The organism is Streptomyces sp. NPDC087270 (assembly GCF_044744625.1).
In the GTDB taxonomy this organism is placed as follows: domain Bacteria; phylum Actinomycetota; class Actinomycetes; order Streptomycetales; family Streptomycetaceae; genus Actinacidiphila.
This window is the reverse complement of the sequence record NZ_JBIUYR010000004.1, coordinates 92,479-110,181: the sequence shown is the minus strand read 5'-3', so window position 1 is coordinate 110,181 and position 17,703 is coordinate 92,479. Positions and strand designations below refer to the sequence as shown.

The 17,703-nt window shown below is 71.7% G+C and carries 12 protein-coding genes and 1 riboswitch; of the genes, 7 read left to right on the top strand and 5 right to left on the bottom strand.

Annotation, left to right across the window (positions count from 1 at the left end):
• Window positions 1-377 precede the first annotated feature (377 nt).
• A complete protein-coding gene (locus tag ACIPAE_RS09570; protein ID WP_402444063.1) occupies window positions 378-968 on the top strand; it encodes a DUF6344 domain-containing protein in 591 nt (196 codons plus the stop codon).
• Window positions 969-1,388: 420 nt separating this feature from the next.
• On the top strand, window positions 1,389-2,246 hold the full coding sequence (locus tag ACIPAE_RS09565) for a Cof-type HAD-IIB family hydrolase (protein WP_329374136.1): 858 nt from the start codon (window positions 1,389-1,391) through the stop codon (window positions 2,244-2,246).
• Between the two features lie 57 nt (window positions 2,247-2,303).
• Here the strand turns inward: ACIPAE_RS09565 and cydD are convergent, their stop codons facing one another.
• The 4 genes from cydD to hisC form a co-directional block, all read right to left on the bottom strand.
• Window positions 2,304-5,816, bottom strand: a complete 3,513-nt coding sequence (cydD, locus tag ACIPAE_RS09560; RefSeq protein ID WP_402444062.1) for a thiol reductant ABC exporter subunit CydD — start codon at window positions 5,814-5,816, stop codon at window positions 2,304-2,306.
• Between the two features lie 67 nt (window positions 5,817-5,883).
• Complete coding sequence (gene cydB / locus ACIPAE_RS09555; RefSeq protein WP_329367063.1) at window positions 5,884-6,888, bottom strand: cytochrome d ubiquinol oxidase subunit II; 1,005 nt, start codon at window positions 6,886-6,888, stop codon at window positions 5,884-5,886.
• A gap of 33 nt (window positions 6,889-6,921) precedes the next feature.
• A complete protein-coding gene (locus tag ACIPAE_RS09550) occupies window positions 6,922-8,454 on the bottom strand; it encodes a cytochrome ubiquinol oxidase subunit I (protein WP_402444059.1) in 1,533 nt (510 codons plus the stop codon).
• A gap of 152 nt (window positions 8,455-8,606) precedes the next feature.
• On the bottom strand, window positions 8,607-9,698 hold the full coding sequence (gene hisC, locus ACIPAE_RS09545; RefSeq protein WP_402444057.1) for a histidinol-phosphate transaminase: 1,092 nt from the start codon (window positions 9,696-9,698) through the stop codon (window positions 8,607-8,609).
• Window positions 9,699-9,984: 286 nt separating this feature from the next.
• On the opposite strand from hisC, the gene ACIPAE_RS09540 reads away from it, so the two are divergent.
• The 4 genes from ACIPAE_RS09540 (at window position 9,985) to ACIPAE_RS09525 (ending at window position 14,053) form a co-directional block, all read left to right on the top strand.
• Window positions 9,985-11,091, top strand: a complete 1,107-nt coding sequence (locus ACIPAE_RS09540) for a LacI family DNA-binding transcriptional regulator (RefSeq protein WP_328466513.1) — start codon at window positions 9,985-9,987, stop codon at window positions 11,089-11,091.
• A gap of 276 nt (window positions 11,092-11,367) precedes the next feature.
• Window positions 11,368-12,474, top strand: coding sequence for a metallophosphoesterase (locus ACIPAE_RS09535; protein ID WP_402444055.1), 1,107 nt, complete (start codon window positions 11,368-11,370; stop codon window positions 12,472-12,474).
• A 152-nt stretch (window positions 12,475-12,626) separates the two neighbouring features.
• A complete protein-coding gene (locus ACIPAE_RS09530; protein WP_402444054.1) occupies window positions 12,627-13,469 on the top strand; it encodes a hypothetical protein in 843 nt (280 codons plus the stop codon).
• 197 nt (window positions 13,470-13,666) lie between these two features.
• The gene (locus ACIPAE_RS09525; RefSeq protein WP_366411250.1) at window positions 13,667-14,053 is read left to right on the top strand and encodes a hypothetical protein; all 387 of its coding nucleotides are present in this window, start codon (window positions 13,667-13,669) and stop codon (window positions 14,051-14,053) included.
• A gap of 99 nt (window positions 14,054-14,152) precedes the next feature.
• Here ACIPAE_RS09525 and thiC read toward each other — a convergent pair whose 3' ends face one another.
• Window positions 14,153-15,967, bottom strand: a complete 1,815-nt coding sequence (gene thiC / locus ACIPAE_RS09520; RefSeq protein WP_329367052.1) for a phosphomethylpyrimidine synthase ThiC — start codon at window positions 15,965-15,967, stop codon at window positions 14,153-14,155.
• A riboswitch (TPP riboswitch) is annotated at window positions 15,962-16,088 on the bottom strand. Its footprint overlaps the gene before it by 6 nt.
• A 61-nt stretch (window positions 16,089-16,149) precedes the next feature.
• Between thiC and ACIPAE_RS09515 the strand changes: the two genes are divergently transcribed.
• Window positions 16,150-17,640 carry a YibE/F family protein gene (locus ACIPAE_RS09515; protein ID WP_402444051.1) on the top strand — a complete coding sequence of 497 codons (1,491 nt, stop codon included), beginning with the start codon at window positions 16,150-16,152 and terminating at the stop codon, window positions 17,638-17,640.
• The last annotated feature ends 63 nt before the right edge of the window (window positions 17,641-17,703 follow it).

Genomic DNA, 17,703 nt, shown 5'->3' with positions numbered 1-17,703 from the left:
GTGGGGATCGATCCGATCCGGTAAGTACGAGGCCCGCCCTGGATCTCCCTGGGAGCGGGCGGATACGGCGCCGCCTGTGGGCAACCGGCGAGGGTCCGGGCCCGGATCTTCGGTGCCGGTGTGCCGGGCGGGTGAACGTCGTGTCGGGCTCGCCGAAAAACCTGGTCGGAGCCGTCGTCGGCGGCCTGGGACAAGGGCTGTGCGGGCAGGGCGCCCGCCTCCCGGACCCTGGTCCGGAATGCCGTGGTTGCACCATCCGGGTGGCGTTGATGTGAATATCGCCGAACCCAAGGTGCGGCTCCACGCATTGTGTGCTCGTTTCCGCATCATCGGATTAGTCAGTTCACCGCATGACGAGAACAGGAAGCGAGAGGTCGATGGCTGCCGACATCAAGACGTTCTGGGGCGCGCTGCTCAGCGTGCTGCTCAAGTGCATCGCCGCGTTGGGATTCGCCACTCCGGACCGCACCGCGGCCCGTCGGCAGGCTGTCGCCGCCGACATCACCGCCGCCACCGTCGAGAACACCGCGCGGGCCGCGGTGGGGACACGAGCGGAGGTGGCGGCGGGTACCCCGACAAGTACGGTGCCGGCCCCGGTCGGCCCGCCGGCGCCGCCGAAGCGCCGAGGAGCGGGCGCCCGCATCCCCGCACCGCGTGCGGCCGAGTCGCGCCTGGTGCGCAGGAGCCGGGGCCGGACGCTGCCGCCCACCATGAAGCAGCGGATCGGCGCCGAAGCACACGGCACCTCGCCCAGTGCCCGCAGCCTGCGCACCGCCGACGGGCTGGACGAGTTCGGTGACCTCGGCGCCCTCGCCGCCGCGGCCGGCGCACCCGCTGCCGCCGCGTCGACCGGTTCGACCGGTTCGACCGCCTCGACCGACCTCGGCGCCCAGCCGCACCGCGAGAACGCCCCGAGCCGGTCCGGCGCCGCGCAGGCCACCCGCGAGCTCTTCACCCGCGCCGCCTGATCCAGCGCTTTTTCACCCGATGAACGCGTTCGACCCGATTCACCCGCAAAACCCCTTCGTGGCAACGCGGTTGATCCCTCGACGGACACCGGCCACGGCTTGAACCAGCGGCTCCGCTGAGCGGATCTGCGCACCACCGAGCGGGACAAGGTTGCGGTGCGGAAGGATGGGGCAGTGACCCCAGCCACCGAGCCAGCCGAGTCTTCCGACGCCCGCCACCGGCCCGAGGCCCACACGGACCCCAGGACCGGGCCCGAGAACCACCAGCAGAACAAGCAGCAGAACCAGCAGGACACGCAGGACGACAGGCACGACGGACCCGGCCGACAGAGCCGGCACGACGAGCACGACAGGCACGAGCACCACCAGCAGCACCACCAACAGACTTACGAAAAGACCTTCACCGACCCCGGACCGCGGCTGATCGCCACCGATCTGGACGGCACGCTGCTGCGGGACGACAAGACGATCTCGCAGCGGACGACCGCCGCCCTGGCCGCCGCCGAGGACGCAGGCGTCGAGGTCTTCTTCGTCACCGGCCGCCCCCTGCGCTGGATGGGCGTGGTCGCCCAGCACCTCGCCGGGCACGGTATGGCCATCGTCGCGAACGGTGCCGCGGTCTACGACCTGCGGGCCGGCACGCTGATCGAGGCGTTCCCGCTGCCCGAGGACGACGCGCTGGCGATCGCGCACGCGCTGCGTGCGGCGGTCCCCGGTACGACCTTCGCGGTCGAGCGCACCTTCGGCTTCCGGCGTGAGCCCGACTATCCGGCGATCGAAGCCGACAGTTCCGTGCCCCGCGCGGGCATCGAGGAACTCCTGGCCGCCGACCGCGCCCAGCCGCTGCTGAAACTGCTGGCCAAGCACCCTTCCCTCGACCCGGACGAGTTCCTTGCCATCGCGCTCACGGTGGCAGGCGGGCATGGCGAGGTCACCCGCTCCAGCGAGTCCGCCCTGCTGGAGATCAGCGGCACGGGTGTCAGCAAGGCCACCACCTTGGCCAAGTGCTGCGCCGAACGCGGGGTGACCGCCGCCGAGGTGGTCGCCTTCGGTGACATGCCGAACGACCTGGCGATGCTGAGCTGGGCCGGCACATCCTACGCCGTCGCCAACGCCCATCCGCAGGTGCTGGCGACCACCACGTACCGCACCGAGTCCAACGACGACGACGGTGTGGCCCGCGTCATCGAACGCGTCCTCGCCGCCCGCGCCGAACGCGCCGAACGCGCTGCTCTCGAACGCGACCCCGTCGACCTCCCGCGCCGCGACCTGCGCTGACCGGACGGCCCGAATCGCCCGGACAGCCCGGACAGCCCGGCCCGCGCAGCCCCGGGGTCAGACCCCCACCGGCTCCCGGGCGGCACGGGCCGTCTCCGTGCTCCGCTCCCGTTCCAGGGTGCGGCGGAACGGCCCTTCGACGGCGGCCAGTTCGTCGTACCCGCCGCGCTGCACGACGCGCCCGCCGGACAGCACCACGACCTCGTCCACGGCGCCGTCCGCGAGCCCGGCCAGACGGTGGGTGATCAGCACGGTCGTACGGCCGCGGGTGGCCGCCAGCAGATCGGCGGTGAGGGCGTCCGCGGTGGGCAGGTCCAGGTGCTCCGCGGGTTCGTCGAGGACGAGGACGGGGAAGTCGGCCAGCAGCGCGCGGGCCAGCGCGAGCCGCTGCCGCATGCCCCCGGAGAGCCGGGCGCCGTGCTCACCGACCTCCGCGTCCAGGTCGAGTGCGAGCCGTGCCGCGGCCAGCGCCTCCCGCAGCTCGCCGTCGGGTGCGCCTGGCCTGGCCAGCCGCAGGTTCTCCCGCACGGTGCTGGCGAACACATGCGCGTCCTGCGCGCACAGACCGACCAGCCGCCGCACCTCGTCGCCGTCGAGTGCCGCGGCGTCCTCGCCGGCCAGCGTGTACGAACCCCGCTCCGCGTCGAGGAACCGCAGCAGCACGTGCGCCAGGGTGGTCTTGCCCGCGCCCGACGGCCCGACGACCGCGATCCGGCGGCCTGGCGTCAGGGTCAGGTCGACGCCGTCCAGCGCGGGCCGCCCCTGGCCGGGGTGACGAGCGGTCAGCCCGCTCAGCACCAGCGGATACGGCGCCTCGGGGACCTGCCGCGGCCGCTCGGGCTCCTGTACGGGCACAGGCGCGTCCAGCACGTCCCGTACGCGCTGTGCCGCCCTGCGGCTGCGCTGCCGCTGCTGGGCGGCCGACGGCAGCCCTGCGACGGCCTCGAAGGCGGCCAGCGGGAGCAGCACGAGTACGGCGAGCACGACGCCGTGCAGTTGGTGCGCGGCGACCGCCCGCACACCCACCCAGGCGCATCCGGTGACCGTAAGGCCGGTGACCAGTGCGGTGAGTCCGGCGCCGAGCGCGGTGGCGGCGGCCGAGCGGGCCGTGATCCGGCGCAGCGTCAGGTCGGCGTCGGCGGCCCGTGCGCGCCGCCCGGGCAGGGCGCCCGCCACGGTCAGCTCGGCGGTGCCGGTGAACAGCCCGAGCACCCGGGCGGACAGCTCGCCCCTGGCGGGCGCGAGTCGGTCCTCGGTTCGGCGGGCCACCGCCACGGACAGCGCGGGCACGGCCACGCCCGCGAGGAGCAGTCCCGCGCCGAGCACGGCACCGGCCGCGGGCAGCAGCCACCCGGTGAAGGCGGCCGCACCGATCCCGGTCGCCGCCGCGGTCACGGCGGGCAGCAGCCAACGCAGGTAGTGGTCCTGGACGCCGTCCACGTCGGCGACCAGCCGCGAGAGCAGGTCACCACGACCGGTGCGGCCGAGCCCGGCGGGCGCCAGCCGCTCCAGCCTGCGGAAGACGGCGACCCGTACGCCGCCGAGCGCGCGGAAGACCGCGTCGTGGCCGACCAGCCGCTCCCCGTACCGGAAGGCGGCGCGACCGATGCCGAAGGTACGGGTCGCGGTGACGGCGACCATCAGGTAGAGCACGGGCGGCTGCTGGGCGGCGCGGCTGATCAGCCAGCCCGAGGTACCCATCAGGCCGACCGCGCAGCCGAGGGCGAGGACCCCGAGCGCGCAGGCACCCGCGAACCGGACCCGGAATCCGCGGGTCTCGCGGGCCTCGACGAAAGCGCCGATGCCCCGAAGGCGCCTGCCGGGGGCCGGATCGTCGAAGGGTGCCGCGGCCGGCTCAGCCGGTGCCACGGCCGGCGACGGCTCGGACGAGGACGCCGCCTGGGGCGGCTCGGAGACCGTGCGAAGCGCGGACTGCGCAGGTCCCGCCGCGGCGAGGGAGTGGACCTGGTCGGCCAGCGGCAGCAGAGCGGGGCGGTGCGCGATGAGCAGGACCGTGCGGGTGGCGGACAGTTCGCGCAGGGCCGCGACGACCTCGGCCTCGGTGTCCCCGTCCAGGTTGGCGGTGGGCTCGTCGAGCAGCAGCAGGGGCCGGTCGGCGAGGAAGGCGCGGGCCAGGGCGAGCCGTTGCCGCTGACCGGCCGACAGTCCCGCGCCGTCCTCGCCGATGACGTCGTCGGGAGCGGCGAATCCGGCCACCCCGGCGGCGGCCAGTGCGGACCGTACCTCCGCCTCGCTCGCGTCGGGCCGGGCCAGCCGCACGTTCTCCGCGACGGTCCCGGCGAAAAGGTGCGGCCGCTGCGGCACCCAGGCGATCTGCCGGTGCCAGGAGGCTCGGTCGATGTCGGCGAGGTCGATCCCGTCCACGAGGATGCGCCCGGTGGACGGCTGGACGAAGCCGAGCAGGGCCCGCAGCAACGTGGACTTGCCCACGCCGCTCGGCCCGGTGACGGCGACCGTCCGGCCGGGCGCGAGTTCCAGCGTGGTCCGGGCCAACCGCCCGTCCCGCGCCACCTCGACGCCCTCGACGAGGACCGTGGCCTTCCGCAGGTCGGGCGCGGGCACCCGGCCGGCATCCGTGGCCGAGGCGCCCGGGAGCGCGGTCTCCAGCACCTCGAAGACCTCCTCCGCCGCCGCCAGCCCCTCTGCCGCCGCGTGGTACTGAGCACCCACCTGCCGCAGCGGCAGATACGCCTCCGGAGCGAGCACCAGGACCAGCAGCCCGGTGCGCAGGTCGAGTTCGCCGTGCACCAGCCGCATGCCGATGCCGACGGCGACCAGCGCGACCGAGATGGTGGCGAGCAGTTCCAGCACGAAGGACGAGAGGAAGGCGATCCGCAGGGTGCGCAGGGTGGCCCGCCGGTAGTCGTCGGTGATCTTCCGGATGTTGTCGGCCTGTGCCTTGGCCCGGCCGAAGACCTTCAGCGTGGGCAGTCCGGCGACCACGTCGAGGAAGTGCCCGGACAGCCGCGCAAGCAGCCGCCATTGGCGGTCCATCCGGTCCCGGGTCGCCCACCCGACCAACGCCATGAACAGCGGCACCAGCGGCAGCGTCACCACGATGGTGACCGCGGAGATCCAGTCCGCGGTGGCGATCCGGGCCAGCACCACCAGCGGCACGACCGCGGCGAGCCCGAGTTGCGGCAGGTAGCGGGAGAAGTAGTCGTCGAGTGCGTCCACCCCGCGGGTGGCGAGCGTGGTCAGCTCGCCGCCGCGCTGCCCGGTCAGCCAGTTGGGGCCGAGCGCGGTGGCATGAGCGAGCAGCCGCTGCCGTAGCTGCGACTTGACCGCCGCGCCGGCCCGGTGCGCGCACAGTTCGGTGAGCCAGGCCACCAGCGCCCGTCCCACCGCCACCGCGGCCAGCGCGATCAGGTCGCCGCGCAACGCACCCACCCCGCGGCCCTGCTGGAAGCCGCCGACCACCACGTCGGCGATCAGCACCGCTTGGGCGACCATCAGCCCGGCCCCCGCCAGGCCCAGCAACACCGAGCCGGCGAGGAAGATCCGAGTGGTCCGCGCGTACCGCAGCAGTCGGGGATCGATCGGTTTCACGTGGAACATCCCCTTTCGTGTTTCACGTGGAACATGAGCAGAGGGGGCTTGACCTGGCGGGACATGATCAGTGCGCCGCTTCCGCGATGTGCTGGGTGCCGATCCGCTTGCGGAAGACCCAGTACGTCCAGCCCTGGTAGAGCATCACCAGCGGAGTCGCGATGGCCGCGCACCAGGTCATGATCCGCAGCGTGTACGGGGTCGCGGAGGCGTTGCCGACGGTCAGGCTCCACGCACCGTTCAGCGAGGACGGCATCACGTCCGGGAAAAGCGAGAGGAAGAACATCGCGATGGTGGCGGCGATCGTCACGCCGGAGAAGGCGAACGACCAGCCCTCCCGCCCGGCGCGGTTCGCGACGAGCGCGGCGAGCATCGCCACGAGGGCGACCACCAGGGCGGGCAGGCTGCGGGCGCCGCCGCTGTGCACCTGCGTCCAGACCAGGAAGACCGCCGCAAGCACCGCCGTGACCAGGCCGACCCTGGTGGCCATCGCCCGGGCCCGGTCCCGGATCGGCCCGACCGTCTTCAACGCGGTGAACACCGCGCCGTGGAAGGTGAACAGCGCCAGCGTGACCAGCCCGCCGAGCAGCGCATAGCCGCCGAGCAGGTCCCCCAGGTTGCCCACGTACTCCTTGTTCGCGTCGATCTTCACGCCCCGCACGATGTTGGCGAACGCCACCCCCCACAGCACGGCGGGCAGTAGCGAGGTCCAGAAGATCGCGTGCTCCCAGTTGCGCTGCCAGCGCTCCTCGGGTCGCTTGGCGCGGTACTCGAACGCGACCCCGCGGACGATCAGGCAGACCAGGATCAGCAGCAGCGGCAGGTAGAAGCCGGAGAAGAGCGTGGCGTACCAGTCCGGGAAGGCCGCGAAGGTGGCGCCGCCCGCGCTGAGCAGCCACACCTCGTTGCCGTCCCAGACCGGCCCGATCGTGTTGATCAGCACCCGCCGCTCGGTGCGGTCGCGGGCGAGCAGCTTGGTGAGCACGCCGACCCCGAAGTCGAAGCCCTCCAGGAAGAAGTAGCCCGTCCACAGGATGGCGATGATGACGAACCAGACATCGTGCAGATGCATGTCCCGTATCCCTTCCCTTCCGTCGTCAGTCCGTCAGTACGAGAAGGCCATCGGCCGGTCGGCGTCCGTGGACGCGCCGGCGCTGTCGCCTCCGGGACCGCCGCCGATCCTCGTCGGGGGGTTCAGGTCGGCCTCGGTGAGCTCGGGCGGCCCCTGCTTGGCGTACTTCACCAGCAGCCGGACCTCGACCACCGCGAGCAGCCCGTAGAGCAGCGTGAAGACGATCAGCGAGGTCAGCACATAGCCGACGGACACCCCGGGGGAGACCGCGTCCTTGGTGCGCAGCACGCCGTAGACCACCCAGGGCTGGCGGCCGGTCTCGGTGAAGATCCAGCCCCAGGAGTTGGCGATCAGCGGGAAGACCATGGTCAGCAGGGCGATCCGCCAGTACCAGCGGTACAGCCGCGAGCCGAGCCCGAGGGTGCGGGTGAGCATCAGGTGCGGCACCTCGTCCTCGCCGGTGCGCCGATCCGGCGCGAGCCAGAAACGGCGGCGGGTCAGCCACAGCCCGGCCGCACCGACCCCGATGGAGACCACACCGAAGCCGATCATCCAGCGGAAGCCCCAGTACTCGACCGGGATGTTCGGCCGGTAGTCGCCGGGACCGTACTTCTGCTGCTCGGCCTTGTTCACGTCGTTGATGCCGCCGACGTAGCTGGTGAAGTCGTCGGTGGCGAGGAAGGAGAGCAGGTTGGGGATGTCGATGGCGACCTCGTTGTGCCCCTTGTTGACGTCGCCGACCGCGAAGACCGAGAAGGGCGCGCCTTTCTGGCCGTCCCACAGCGCCTCGGCCGCGGCCATCTTCATCGGCTGCTGCTTGAACATCACCTTGCCGAGGGTGTCGCCGCTGATCGCGGTGAGCGCCCCGGCGACCACCGCGACGACCAGCGCCATCCTCAGCGAGGAGCGCATCACCGCGATGTGCTGCTTGCGGGCCAGGTGGTAGGCGGCGATGCCGATCATGAACGCGGCACCGGTGAGGAAGGCCGCGGACATGATGTGGAAGAACTGCGCGAGCGCGGTGTTCTGGGTGAGCACCGCCCAGAAGTCGGTGAGTTCGGCCCGCTTGGTCTTCGGGTTGTAGTGGTAGCCGACCGGGTGCTGCATCCAGGAGTTGGCGGCCAGGATGAAGTACGCGGACAGGATGGTGCCGATCGACACCATCCAGATGCAGCCGAGGTGGATGCGTTTGGGCAGCTTGTCCCAGCCGAAGATCCACAGGCCGATGAAGGTCGACTCGAAGAAGAACGCGATCAGCGCCTCGAAGGCGAGCGGCGCGCCGAAGACATCGCCGACGAAGCGTGAGTAGTCAGACCAGTTCATACCGAACTGGAACTCCTGCACGATCCCGGTCACCACGCCCATGGCGATGTTGATCAGGAAGAGCTTGCCCCAGAACTTGGTGGCTCCGAGGTACTTCTCCTTGCCGGTGCGCACCCAGGCGGTCTGCAGTGCCGCGGTGAGCGCGGAGAGCGAGATCGTCAGGGGGACGAAGAGGAAGTGGTAGACGGTCGTCACGCCGAACTGCCACCGGGCGACGCTCAGTGGCTCCAAAGCGAGCTGCACGATACGTCTCCTTTACTGCCGATACGCGTTCTGCTTGTGAACGTGAACTCATTCACAAGGAGTATCGCGCACATGCGTTCGCCCCCTCCCACCGGGGGGTGAGAGGGGGCGAATTAGCAGGTCAAAGCACTTTTTACCCGGTGGGGCTCCGGCTACAGCTCCTTGTGGAACGCCTCAGCGGTCCGCAGCATGATGTCGTTGGCCTCGGTCTCCCCGATCGTGATCCGCACCCCCTCGGCACCGAACGGCCGGACCGTCACACCCGCCCGCTCGCAGGCCGCCGCGAAGTCTGCGGTGCGCTCCCCCAGCCGCAACCACACGAAGTTCGCCTGCGTCTCGGGCACCGTCCAACCCTGATCGGCCAGCGCCGTGGCGACCCGGGCGCGCTCCACGACCAGACCCGCGACCCGCTCCAGCAGCGCCGGCTCGGCCCGCAGGCTGGCGATCGCCGCGTCCTGCGCGAGCTGGCTCACCCCGAACGGCACCGCGGTCTTCCGCAGCGCCTCGGCCACCGGCTCATGCGCGATCGCGAAACCGATCCGCAGCCCGGCCAGGCCGTACGCCTTGGAGAAGGTGCGCAGCACCGCGACGTTCGGGCGGTCACGGTAGAGGTCGACGCCGTCGGGCACCTCGGGGTCGGTGTTGAACTCGCGGTACGCCTCGTCCAGGACGACCAGCACATCGGCCGGCACCCGGTCCAGGAAGCGCTCCAGTTCCGCCCGGCGCACCACGGTGCCGGTCGGGTTGTTCGGGTTGCAGACGAAGATCAGCCGGGTCCGGTCGGTGATCGCGGCCGCCATCGCGTCCAGGTCGTGCACCTCGGCCGCGTCCAGCGGCACTTGCACCGCCCGGGCACCACTGATCTGGGTGATGATCGGATACGCCTCGAACGACCGCCAGGCGTAGATCACCTCGTCGCCCGGCCCCGAGGTCACCTGGAGCAGTTGCTGGGCCACGCCGACCGAGCCGGTGCCGGTGGCGATGTGTCCGACCGGTACGTCGAACCGCGTCGCCAGTTCCGCGGTCAGCGCGGCACAGGACAGGTCGGGATAGCGGTTGAAGGAGGCCGCGGCGGCGGCCGCCGCCTCCAGCACGCCGGGCAGCGGGGGATACGGGTTCTCGTTCGAGGACAGCTTGAAGGCGGGCCCCGAGGCGCCGTCCTCCTCCGTGGCCGGGGGTCGCCCGGGCTTGTACGTCGGGATGCCGTCCAGTTCCGCGCGCAGCTTGGGGGTGGTCATGGCCACACCCTACGAGGGCCGCCGCGAACGGGGGAGGTGCGCTACGTCACCGTGCGCGCTGGTAGCGCGCGCCCTGGCGCGCGTCCCCCGTAGGAGTGAGTTGCCGACAGCGATCTCGGCGGACCAATGGCCGGGCGAAGACCACAACCGGGCCGCTATCCGCCCGGCCTGCCGCCCTGCCGCCTGCATATTCCACCTTGCATACGGCTTTGGATCTTGCAGAAACCGTTCTTCCTGAGGCCCCCATGGCTGGCAGCCGTACGGACCAGTGCCGCCCTACTATCGGCTCGCCATGACAGCAGCAGGGAATCACCAGGCGAGCCGACCCATCGGACGCCGGCTGGAGCGCGCGGGGATCAGGGACGTCGCCGCCGCCGCCGGCGTCTCGATCACGACTGTCTCCGACGCGCTCAACGGCAAGGGCCGACTACCGGACACCACCAGGCGCCATGTCCGCGAGGTCGCCGACCGGCTGGGCTACCGCCCGTCGGCCGCCGCCCGCACTCTGCGCACCGGAAGATCGGGCCTGATCGGCCTGACAGTGACGACATACGGCGAAGAACCGTTCACCTTCACCGAGTTCGCGTACTTCGCGGAGATGGCCAGAGCCGCCACCTCCGCCGCGCTGGCCCGCGGGTACGCCCTGGTCATCCTGCCCGCCTCCTCCCGGCACGACGTGTGGGGCAACGTGGCGCTGGACGGCACCGTGGTGATCGACCCGTCCGACCAGGACCCGGTGGTCGGCGAACTCGTCCGGCAGGGCGTGCCGGTGGTCAGCGACGGCCGCCCGGCCGGCAGCCTGCCGGTGCACGCCTGGGTGGACAACGACCACGAAGAGGCCGTGCTCGGCATCCTCGACCACCTCGCCGCGGCCGGCGCCCGCAGGATCGGGCTGCTCACCGGCACCAGCACCGACACGTACACCCGGCTGTCCACCACGGCCTACCTGGAATGGTGCGAACGCGTCGGCCAGGAACCGGTGTACGAGGCGTACCCCGCCCACGATCCCTGCGCGGGAGCCGTCGCCGCGGACCGGTTACTCGCCCGTCCGGACCGCCCCGACGCCGTGCACGGACTCTTCGACCCCAACGGCACCGACCTGCTCGCCGCCGCCCGCCGCTACGGCCTGCGCGTCCCCGACGACCTGCTGCTGGTGTGCTGCAGCGAGAGCGGCGGCTACGCGGGCACCGACCCGCCGATCACCACGCTGTCGCTGCAGCCGCGACGGATCGGTACCGCCGTCGTCCAGCTGCTGATCGACGCGATCGAGGGGATCGGGCCCAACCATCCCGTGCAGCAGGTCATGCCGACCGAGCTGATCGTGCGGGCGTCCTCGCAGCGGCGGGCGCACCGCACCACCGTCAGCCCACCGCGCGGTCCGGCCCGTGATGAGGCGTGAACCACGGGACGCCGCCGCGCACCGCCGCGGATCGCCCGCAGAATGCCACGTACCGCCGATCAGTGCCGAACGCCGCTCGCTTCGCGTCCATCGCCGCGCCTCGCCCGACACGGGAGGGTGCGGCGGCACGGACGGCAGGCGCCGAAGTACCGGCCCGACCAGGTGACTACGTGGCGGTTTGTCCAGGGCCCATGAAAACGAGGTGCCTGGGTATGTCACAACGCGCCAGCCGCATTCCTATGATGGGCGGATGGCGGCGCGAGCGTGGAGGGGTCGATGACTCAGGGGGCAGGTCAGGGGTATGAGCCCGACACCGGGTACGAGCCCGCGCCCGGCTACGGGACGGCGCCCGACTTCCAGCCGGCCGACGGGTACGAACCGGGCTACCCGTCGGCGGCGCCCGCCTACGACGGCACCCCGCCGCCCGCGGCTCCTCCGGCCTCGGCACCGCCCGGCTATGAGCCGACCCGCCCCGACACGCCGCTGGTACCGCCGGGCTACACCCCCACCACGCACGACCTGCCCGTGATCACCGACGCGGCGCTGCCGGGCGAGCGTCCCGGCCCGCTCTACGTGGTCGGCGACGTGCACGGCTACCTGGACGAACTCCTCGCCGCCCTGCGCGAGTCGGGGCTGGTCGACGAGGACGGCCACTGGTCCGCGGGCAGCGCCCGGCTGTGGTTCCTCGGCGACTTCACCGACCGCGGCCCGGACGGCATCGGCGTGATCGAGCTGGTGATGCAGCTCTCCGCGGAGGCCGCGGCGGCCGGCGGCTACTGCCGCGCCCTGATGGGCAATCACGAACTGCTGCTGCTGGGTGCCCACCGCTTCGGCGACACCCCGGTCAACTCCACCGGCGGCACCGCCTCGTTCCTCGCCGCCTGGCGGCTCAACGGCGGCCAGCCGTCGGACATGGAGCGCCTGGAGGACCGGCATCTGACCTGGATCTCCCGGTTGGACGCCGCCCATCTCACCGACGGCCACCTGCTGGTGCACTCCGACACCACGGCCTACCTCGACTACGGCAACAGCATCGAGGAGATGAACGACGCGGTCACCAGCGTGCTGCAGCGCTCCGACGCCGACGAATGCTGGGATCTGTTCCGCAAGTTCACCAAGCGGTTCGCCTTCCGCGGCGACGGCGGCGCCGAGGCGGCCCGCGAACTGCTGGGCACCTACGGGGGCAAGCGGGTCGTGCACGGCCACAGCCCGATCCCGTACCTGCTCGGCGAGGTCGGCGGGGAGAACCCGGCGGACGGTGAGGCGGCCGCGCACGCGGTGCAGGGTCCGATGGTCTACGCCGACAACCTGGCGGTGGCGATGGACGGTGGCGTCACGATGGACGGGCGGCTGCTCGTTGCCCAACTCCCGCTGGTGGGCTAGCTCCTACATTTCCTGGTTGCACCCTGTCAGGGCCCCCCGTACAGCCCTACCATCGGCAGTATCCGTAGTCCCACCGCTCTCTGGGCATCCGGCAGGCAGAGCTTGTTCCACGTGGAACACCTGCCGCGCACGGAGAGTCGGAGCATCGGGGGATGCACATGACCAGCGCTCCACATCTGCTCACCGAGGACCGCCAGGACTTCGAGCATGTCCTTGACGAGGCGCTGCGTATCGCCATGGACGGTATGGAGGGCGCGGCAGCCGGGGACGGCATGGCCGGTTCCCTGCTGAACGCCGAGCAGTTGCGCACCATGGCGCTCGCCGCCGCCGAGTCGATCGGGGCGCGGGCCGCTGAGGAGTACGAGGTGTACCGCCAGGTCCGTACCGACAGCCGGGCGGCGGCCCGCGAGTCCGCCCGGGCCCGCGACAGCCGGACGTTCAGCTACGCCGCGATGGGCGTCGCGGACCGTACCGGGTCAGGAGCAGGCATCCTCGCGATGATGGCCGTGCTCACCCCGCTGCTCGCCGGCGCCGCGGCACTGATCTTCCTGCTGATCGGCTACGCGCTCCAGGCGGTGTCCCCGGAGCCCGGGATCGCCTCACCGCTGCGCACCGCGGGCTGGTTCTTCGCCGCCGTGGCCGCCGCCGCGATCGTGCTCGGCGGTATCGGCCTGCTGCTGACCGCGCTGCGCGACGGCTCCACCGCGATTCACGACGCGCCCGAGTCGCTGCCGCCGGAAGTCGCGCAGGCGCGTGACACGTGGCGGCGGGCGCTGCTCGACCGGGGGCTGCTGCCCTTCCTCGACGACGCGCTGGCCGGTCGAGCGACCATGCCGCCGCCCACCGCACCCGCCTCCGGTCCGCGGATGCCCCGCCTCGGCTACACCCGGCCCGACTTCTCCTCGCCACAGGACCCGCACCGCGCGACGCCCCGGTTCGCCTCGCCCGACTTCACCAGCCCGGACTTCGGCGGCCCGGACCACCGGCCGGACTAGGGCATGAGCGGCGGCTGGAGCGGTCCGGCCGCCGCCCTGTGTGAAAGGCCGAACTGCCCTGTCCGGACGACCTGCGCGGACGACCTGCACGAACGGCCTGTCCGAACACCCTGACCGCACGGATGGACGTCCCAGGTCGCGGCGGCCGCGCACCGTTGCTTGACTGCTCCCGTACCCGCCCAGAACGGGAGAGGCCCATGCGCGTCCGCCGCCGTACGCTCGCTGCTCTGTGCACGACCATCCCGCTCGCCCTCGCGGCGACCGGGTGCTCCGACTCCTCAGCGGGCCAGGTGACGGGCACCCGAGGTCTCACCTTCAGCCAGACCATCTCCAACCCCACCCAGGGCGAGGGCACCTGCCACCGGTTCGCCCCGCTGGGCGTCGACCACGTCACCAACAACACCGGTGTCGACATCTGGCTGCACAAGGGGCTGAACTGCACGGACCCGGTGGGGCGCCCCAGCACCTACCTGTCCACCACGTTCAGCGCGGGAGTCGCCGAAACCCCGGGCCTGTGGCACAGCTTCTCCACGGTCGGCTGGCCGCCGCCGGTCCCGGCGAACATCGGACCGACCCTCAACTAGCGTCCCGCCGGGCTCCACCGGGCCCCCGAGCGGTGGGGCCCGGCGACATGCCGGACCCCGCCGCCTCGGTCAGCGGGCGGGGCGGTCCCCCCAGGACGCTCAGTCCGCGATCGGCAGGTACACGCGGTTGCCGGACGCGGCGAACTCCGCGGACTTGGCCGCCATCCCGGCGCGGATCTCCGCCTCGCTCACCTCCGCGGGGCCGTCCGTGGGCGTCTGCGTGGGGTCCTGCTCGGCGCCCTGGTCCCCGCCGCCGTGGGTACGGCGGATGTCGTGCGAGATCTTCATCGAGCAGAACTTCGGGCCGCACATGGAGCAGAAGTGCGCGGTCTTGGCCGGCTCGGCGGGGAGCGTCTCGTCGTGGAAGTCACGCGCGGTGTCGGGGTCGAGGGCCAGATTGAACTGGTCCTCCCAGCGGAACTCGAAGCGGGCGTCGGACAACGCGTCGTCCCACTCCTGGGCGCCGGGGTGCCCCTTGGCGAGGTCGGCGGCGTGCGCGGCGATCTTGTAGGTGATCACCCCGGTCTTGACGTCGTCGCGGTCCGGCAGGCCGAGGTGCTCCTTCGGAGTGACGTAGCAGAGCATCGCGGTGCCCCACCAGGCGATCATCGCGGCGCCGATGCCCGAGGTGATGTGGTCGTAGGCGGGTGCGATGTCGGTGGTGAGCGGGCCGAGCGTGTAGAACGGGGCCTCCTCGCAGATCTCCTGCTGGAGGTCGATGTTCTCCTTGATCTTGTGCATGGGCACATGGCCCGGGCCCTCGATCATGGTCTGCACGTCATGCCGCTTGGCGACGGTGTTGAGTTCGCCGAGGGTGCGCAGTTCGGCGAACTGCGCCTCGTCGTTGGCGTCGGCGATCGAGCCAGGTCGCAGTCCGTCGCCGAGCGAGAAGGTGATGTCGTAGGCGGCGAGGATGTCGCACAGTTCGTCGAAGTTCTCGTAGAGGAAGTTCTCGCGGTGGTGTGCCAGGCACCAGGCGGCCATGATCGAGCCGCCGCGCGAGACGATGCCGGTCTTGCGGCGGGCGGTCAGCGGCACATGGCGCAGCAGCACGCCGGCGTGCACCGTCATGTAGTCGACGCCCTGCTCGGCCTGCTCGATGACGGTGTCCCGGTAGACGTCCCAGGTCAGTTCCTCGGCGCGGCCGTCGACCTTCTCCAGGGCCTGGTAGAGCGGCACGGTGCCGATGGGGACGGGGGAGTTGCGCAGTACCCACTCGCGGGTGGTGTGGATGTTGCGCCCGGTGGACAGGTCCATCACGGTGTCGGCGCCCCAGCGGGTCGCCCAGGTCATCTTCTCGACCTCCTCCTCGATGGAGGAAGTGACCGCGGAGTTGCCGATGTTCGCGTTGACCTTCACCAGGAACCGCTTGCCGATGATCATCGGCTCGATCTCGGGGTGGTTGACGCAGGCCGGCAGTACGGCCCGGCCCGCGGCGATCTCCTCGCGCACGGTCTCGACCGGGACGTTCTCGCGCAGCGCGACGAACTCCATCTCCGGGGTGGTCTCGCCGCGCCGGGCATAGGCGAGTTGGGTGACCGGCCGGCCCGGGCGGCCGCGGCGGGGGAGCCGGGGCCGGCCGGGGAAGACCGCGTCGAGGTTGCGCAGTCCGCCGCGGGGCGAGGTGTGCTTGAGCCCGTCGTCCTCCGGCCGGGCCGGCCGGCCGGGGTACTCCTCGGTGTCGCCGCGGGCGATGATCCAGTTCTCCCGGAGGGGCGCCAGGCCCCGCCGGACGTCGGTGTCGACCGACGGGTCGGTGTACGGGCCGGACGTGTCGTACAGCGTCACGTCGCGGCCGTTGGTGAGATGCACTTGGCGAACCGGCACCCGCAGGTCCGGCCGTGATCCGGTGGGACCGGTGACGTACGACTTGTGCCAGCCGATTTCACGCGTGCGCGCATCCTGCATGGTCATGTGAGACCCACTCCCTACGCCGGCATTACCCGGTAACAGGTTCAGCGGTCGGCGCAGCGCTCGCCTCAAGCGATGTCAGCGCCCTCTCAGCCCGGTGCTCCGAGCTCCCGCGTTTGCAAAGGTGCTGCCAACGGTAGCGGCTGCGTACGGACATTCACCAGGGCCCTTGCGATGATCGGGCCGTGGACTCCCCCCAGGCCGGCGAGCACGGCCCGCACTCCGCCGCGTCTCCCGACCACGGCCACGGCCAGGAACCCGGACAAGAACACGGCCAAGGACACGGACACGGACACAGCCATGGGCACGCGCACGGGCCCGTGCCACCGGTCTCCCGGCATCTGCGCAAGGTGATCGCGGCCGTCCTCGTGCCGTTCGCGGCCGCGGTGGTGGCCGGCATGGTGCTGCTGTGGCCGGGCGGTGCGCCGGCGCACGCGCGCAGCGGGGTCGGCTTCGACCAGCAGACCCGGCCGGGCAAGGTGGTGCAACTCGTGCACGTGTCCTGCAAGCAGGTCGGCGCGCTGCCCAACGCCGATGGGGCGGGCGACGGTTCGGGCGGCACCGGAAGCGGCGCGGGCGGGACGTCGGGCTCGGGCGGGGGTTCGACGGCGGGGTCGGCCGCCAGTGACGCCTGCCAGAAGGCGACGATCGAGGTGATGTCGGGCCCGGACAAGGGCACGAGGTTCACCGAGATCGTGCAGCCGGACCAGACCCGCCGCTACACCAAGGGCGAGGGGCTTGTACTCGCCTACGCCCCCGACGCACCCAAGAACCTGCGCTACTCGGTCACCGACGTGGACCGCGGCATGCCGGTCGCGCTGCTCGCACTGGGATTCGCGCTCGTCGTGGTCCTGATCGGGCGGCTGCGCGGGCTCATGGCGCTGGTCGCCCTGGCCATCTCGTTCGCCATCCTGACGTTCTTCATCCTCCCGGCGATCCTGCGCGGCGACAATCCGCTGCTGGTCGCTGTGGTGGGCGGCAGCGCGATCATGCTCATGGCGCTGTACCTGTGCCACGGCGTCAGCGCCCGCACGTCCGTGGCGGTACTCGGCACGCTGTGCTCGCTGTTCCTGATCGGCGCGCTCGGCTCGGTCTTCATCGCCTGGGCCCGGCTGACCGGCAACACCTCCGACGAGACCGGCCTGATCCACACCCTCTACCCGAACATCGAGATCAAGGGGGTGCTGCTGGCCGGGGTGATCATCGGCTCGCTGGGAGTGCTGGACGATGTGACGGTCACCCAGGTCGCGGCGGTGTGGGAGCTGAAGGACGCCGACCCGACAGCGAACTGGCGCAAGCTGTACGGCGCCGGCATGCGGATCGGCCGCGACCACATCGCCTCGGTCGTCAACACCCTGGTGATGGCGTACGCCGGCGCCGCCCTCCCGCTGCTGCTGCTCTTCTCGATCGCCCGCAGCGGGGTGTTCCAGGTGGCGAGCAGCGAGCTGGTGGCCGAGGAGATCGTACGGACCCTGGTCGGCAGCATCGGTCTGGTGGCGTCGGTGCCGCTGACGACGGCGCTGGCCGCGCTGGTGGTCAGCGCCGACCGCGGAAACCGGGGCGAGGCAAGCGGTCAGAGCGGCCCAGGCGGTCGCGCCGGTCAGGGCGAGGCGGCGACGGTCCCGGGCCCGTCCCGCCCGGCCGGCGCGGGCCGCAGCCATCGCCGGGTGAAATGACGCGGACCGGCGAACGGTCTGAGCCGTTCGCCGGTCCGGTTGGTGCGCGCGCTGCGCGCGGTC

Excerpts from the sequence above, each read along its gene's own strand:
- thiC (WP_329367052.1), bottom strand. The coding sequence starts at position 15,967 with ATGACCATGCAGGATGCGCGCACGCGTGAAATCGGCTGGCACAAGTCG.
- ACIPAE_RS09530 (WP_402444054.1), top strand. The coding sequence starts at position 12,627 with ATGCACATGACCAGCGCTCCACATCTGCTCACCGAGGACCGCCAGGAC.
- ACIPAE_RS09570 (WP_402444063.1), top strand. The coding sequence starts at position 378 with ATGGCTGCCGACATCAAGACGTTCTGGGGCGCGCTGCTCAGCGTGCTG.
- ACIPAE_RS09535 (WP_402444055.1), top strand. The coding sequence starts at position 11,368 with ATGACTCAGGGGGCAGGTCAGGGGTATGAGCCCGACACCGGGTACGAG.
- ACIPAE_RS09525 (WP_366411250.1), top strand. The coding sequence starts at position 13,667 with ATGCGCGTCCGCCGCCGTACGCTCGCTGCTCTGTGCACGACCATCCCG.
- cydB (WP_329367063.1), bottom strand. The coding sequence starts at position 6,888 with ATGCATCTGCACGATGTCTGGTTCGTCATCATCGCCATCCTGTGGACG.
- ACIPAE_RS09540 (WP_328466513.1), top strand. The coding sequence starts at position 9,985 with ATGACAGCAGCAGGGAATCACCAGGCGAGCCGACCCATCGGACGCCGG.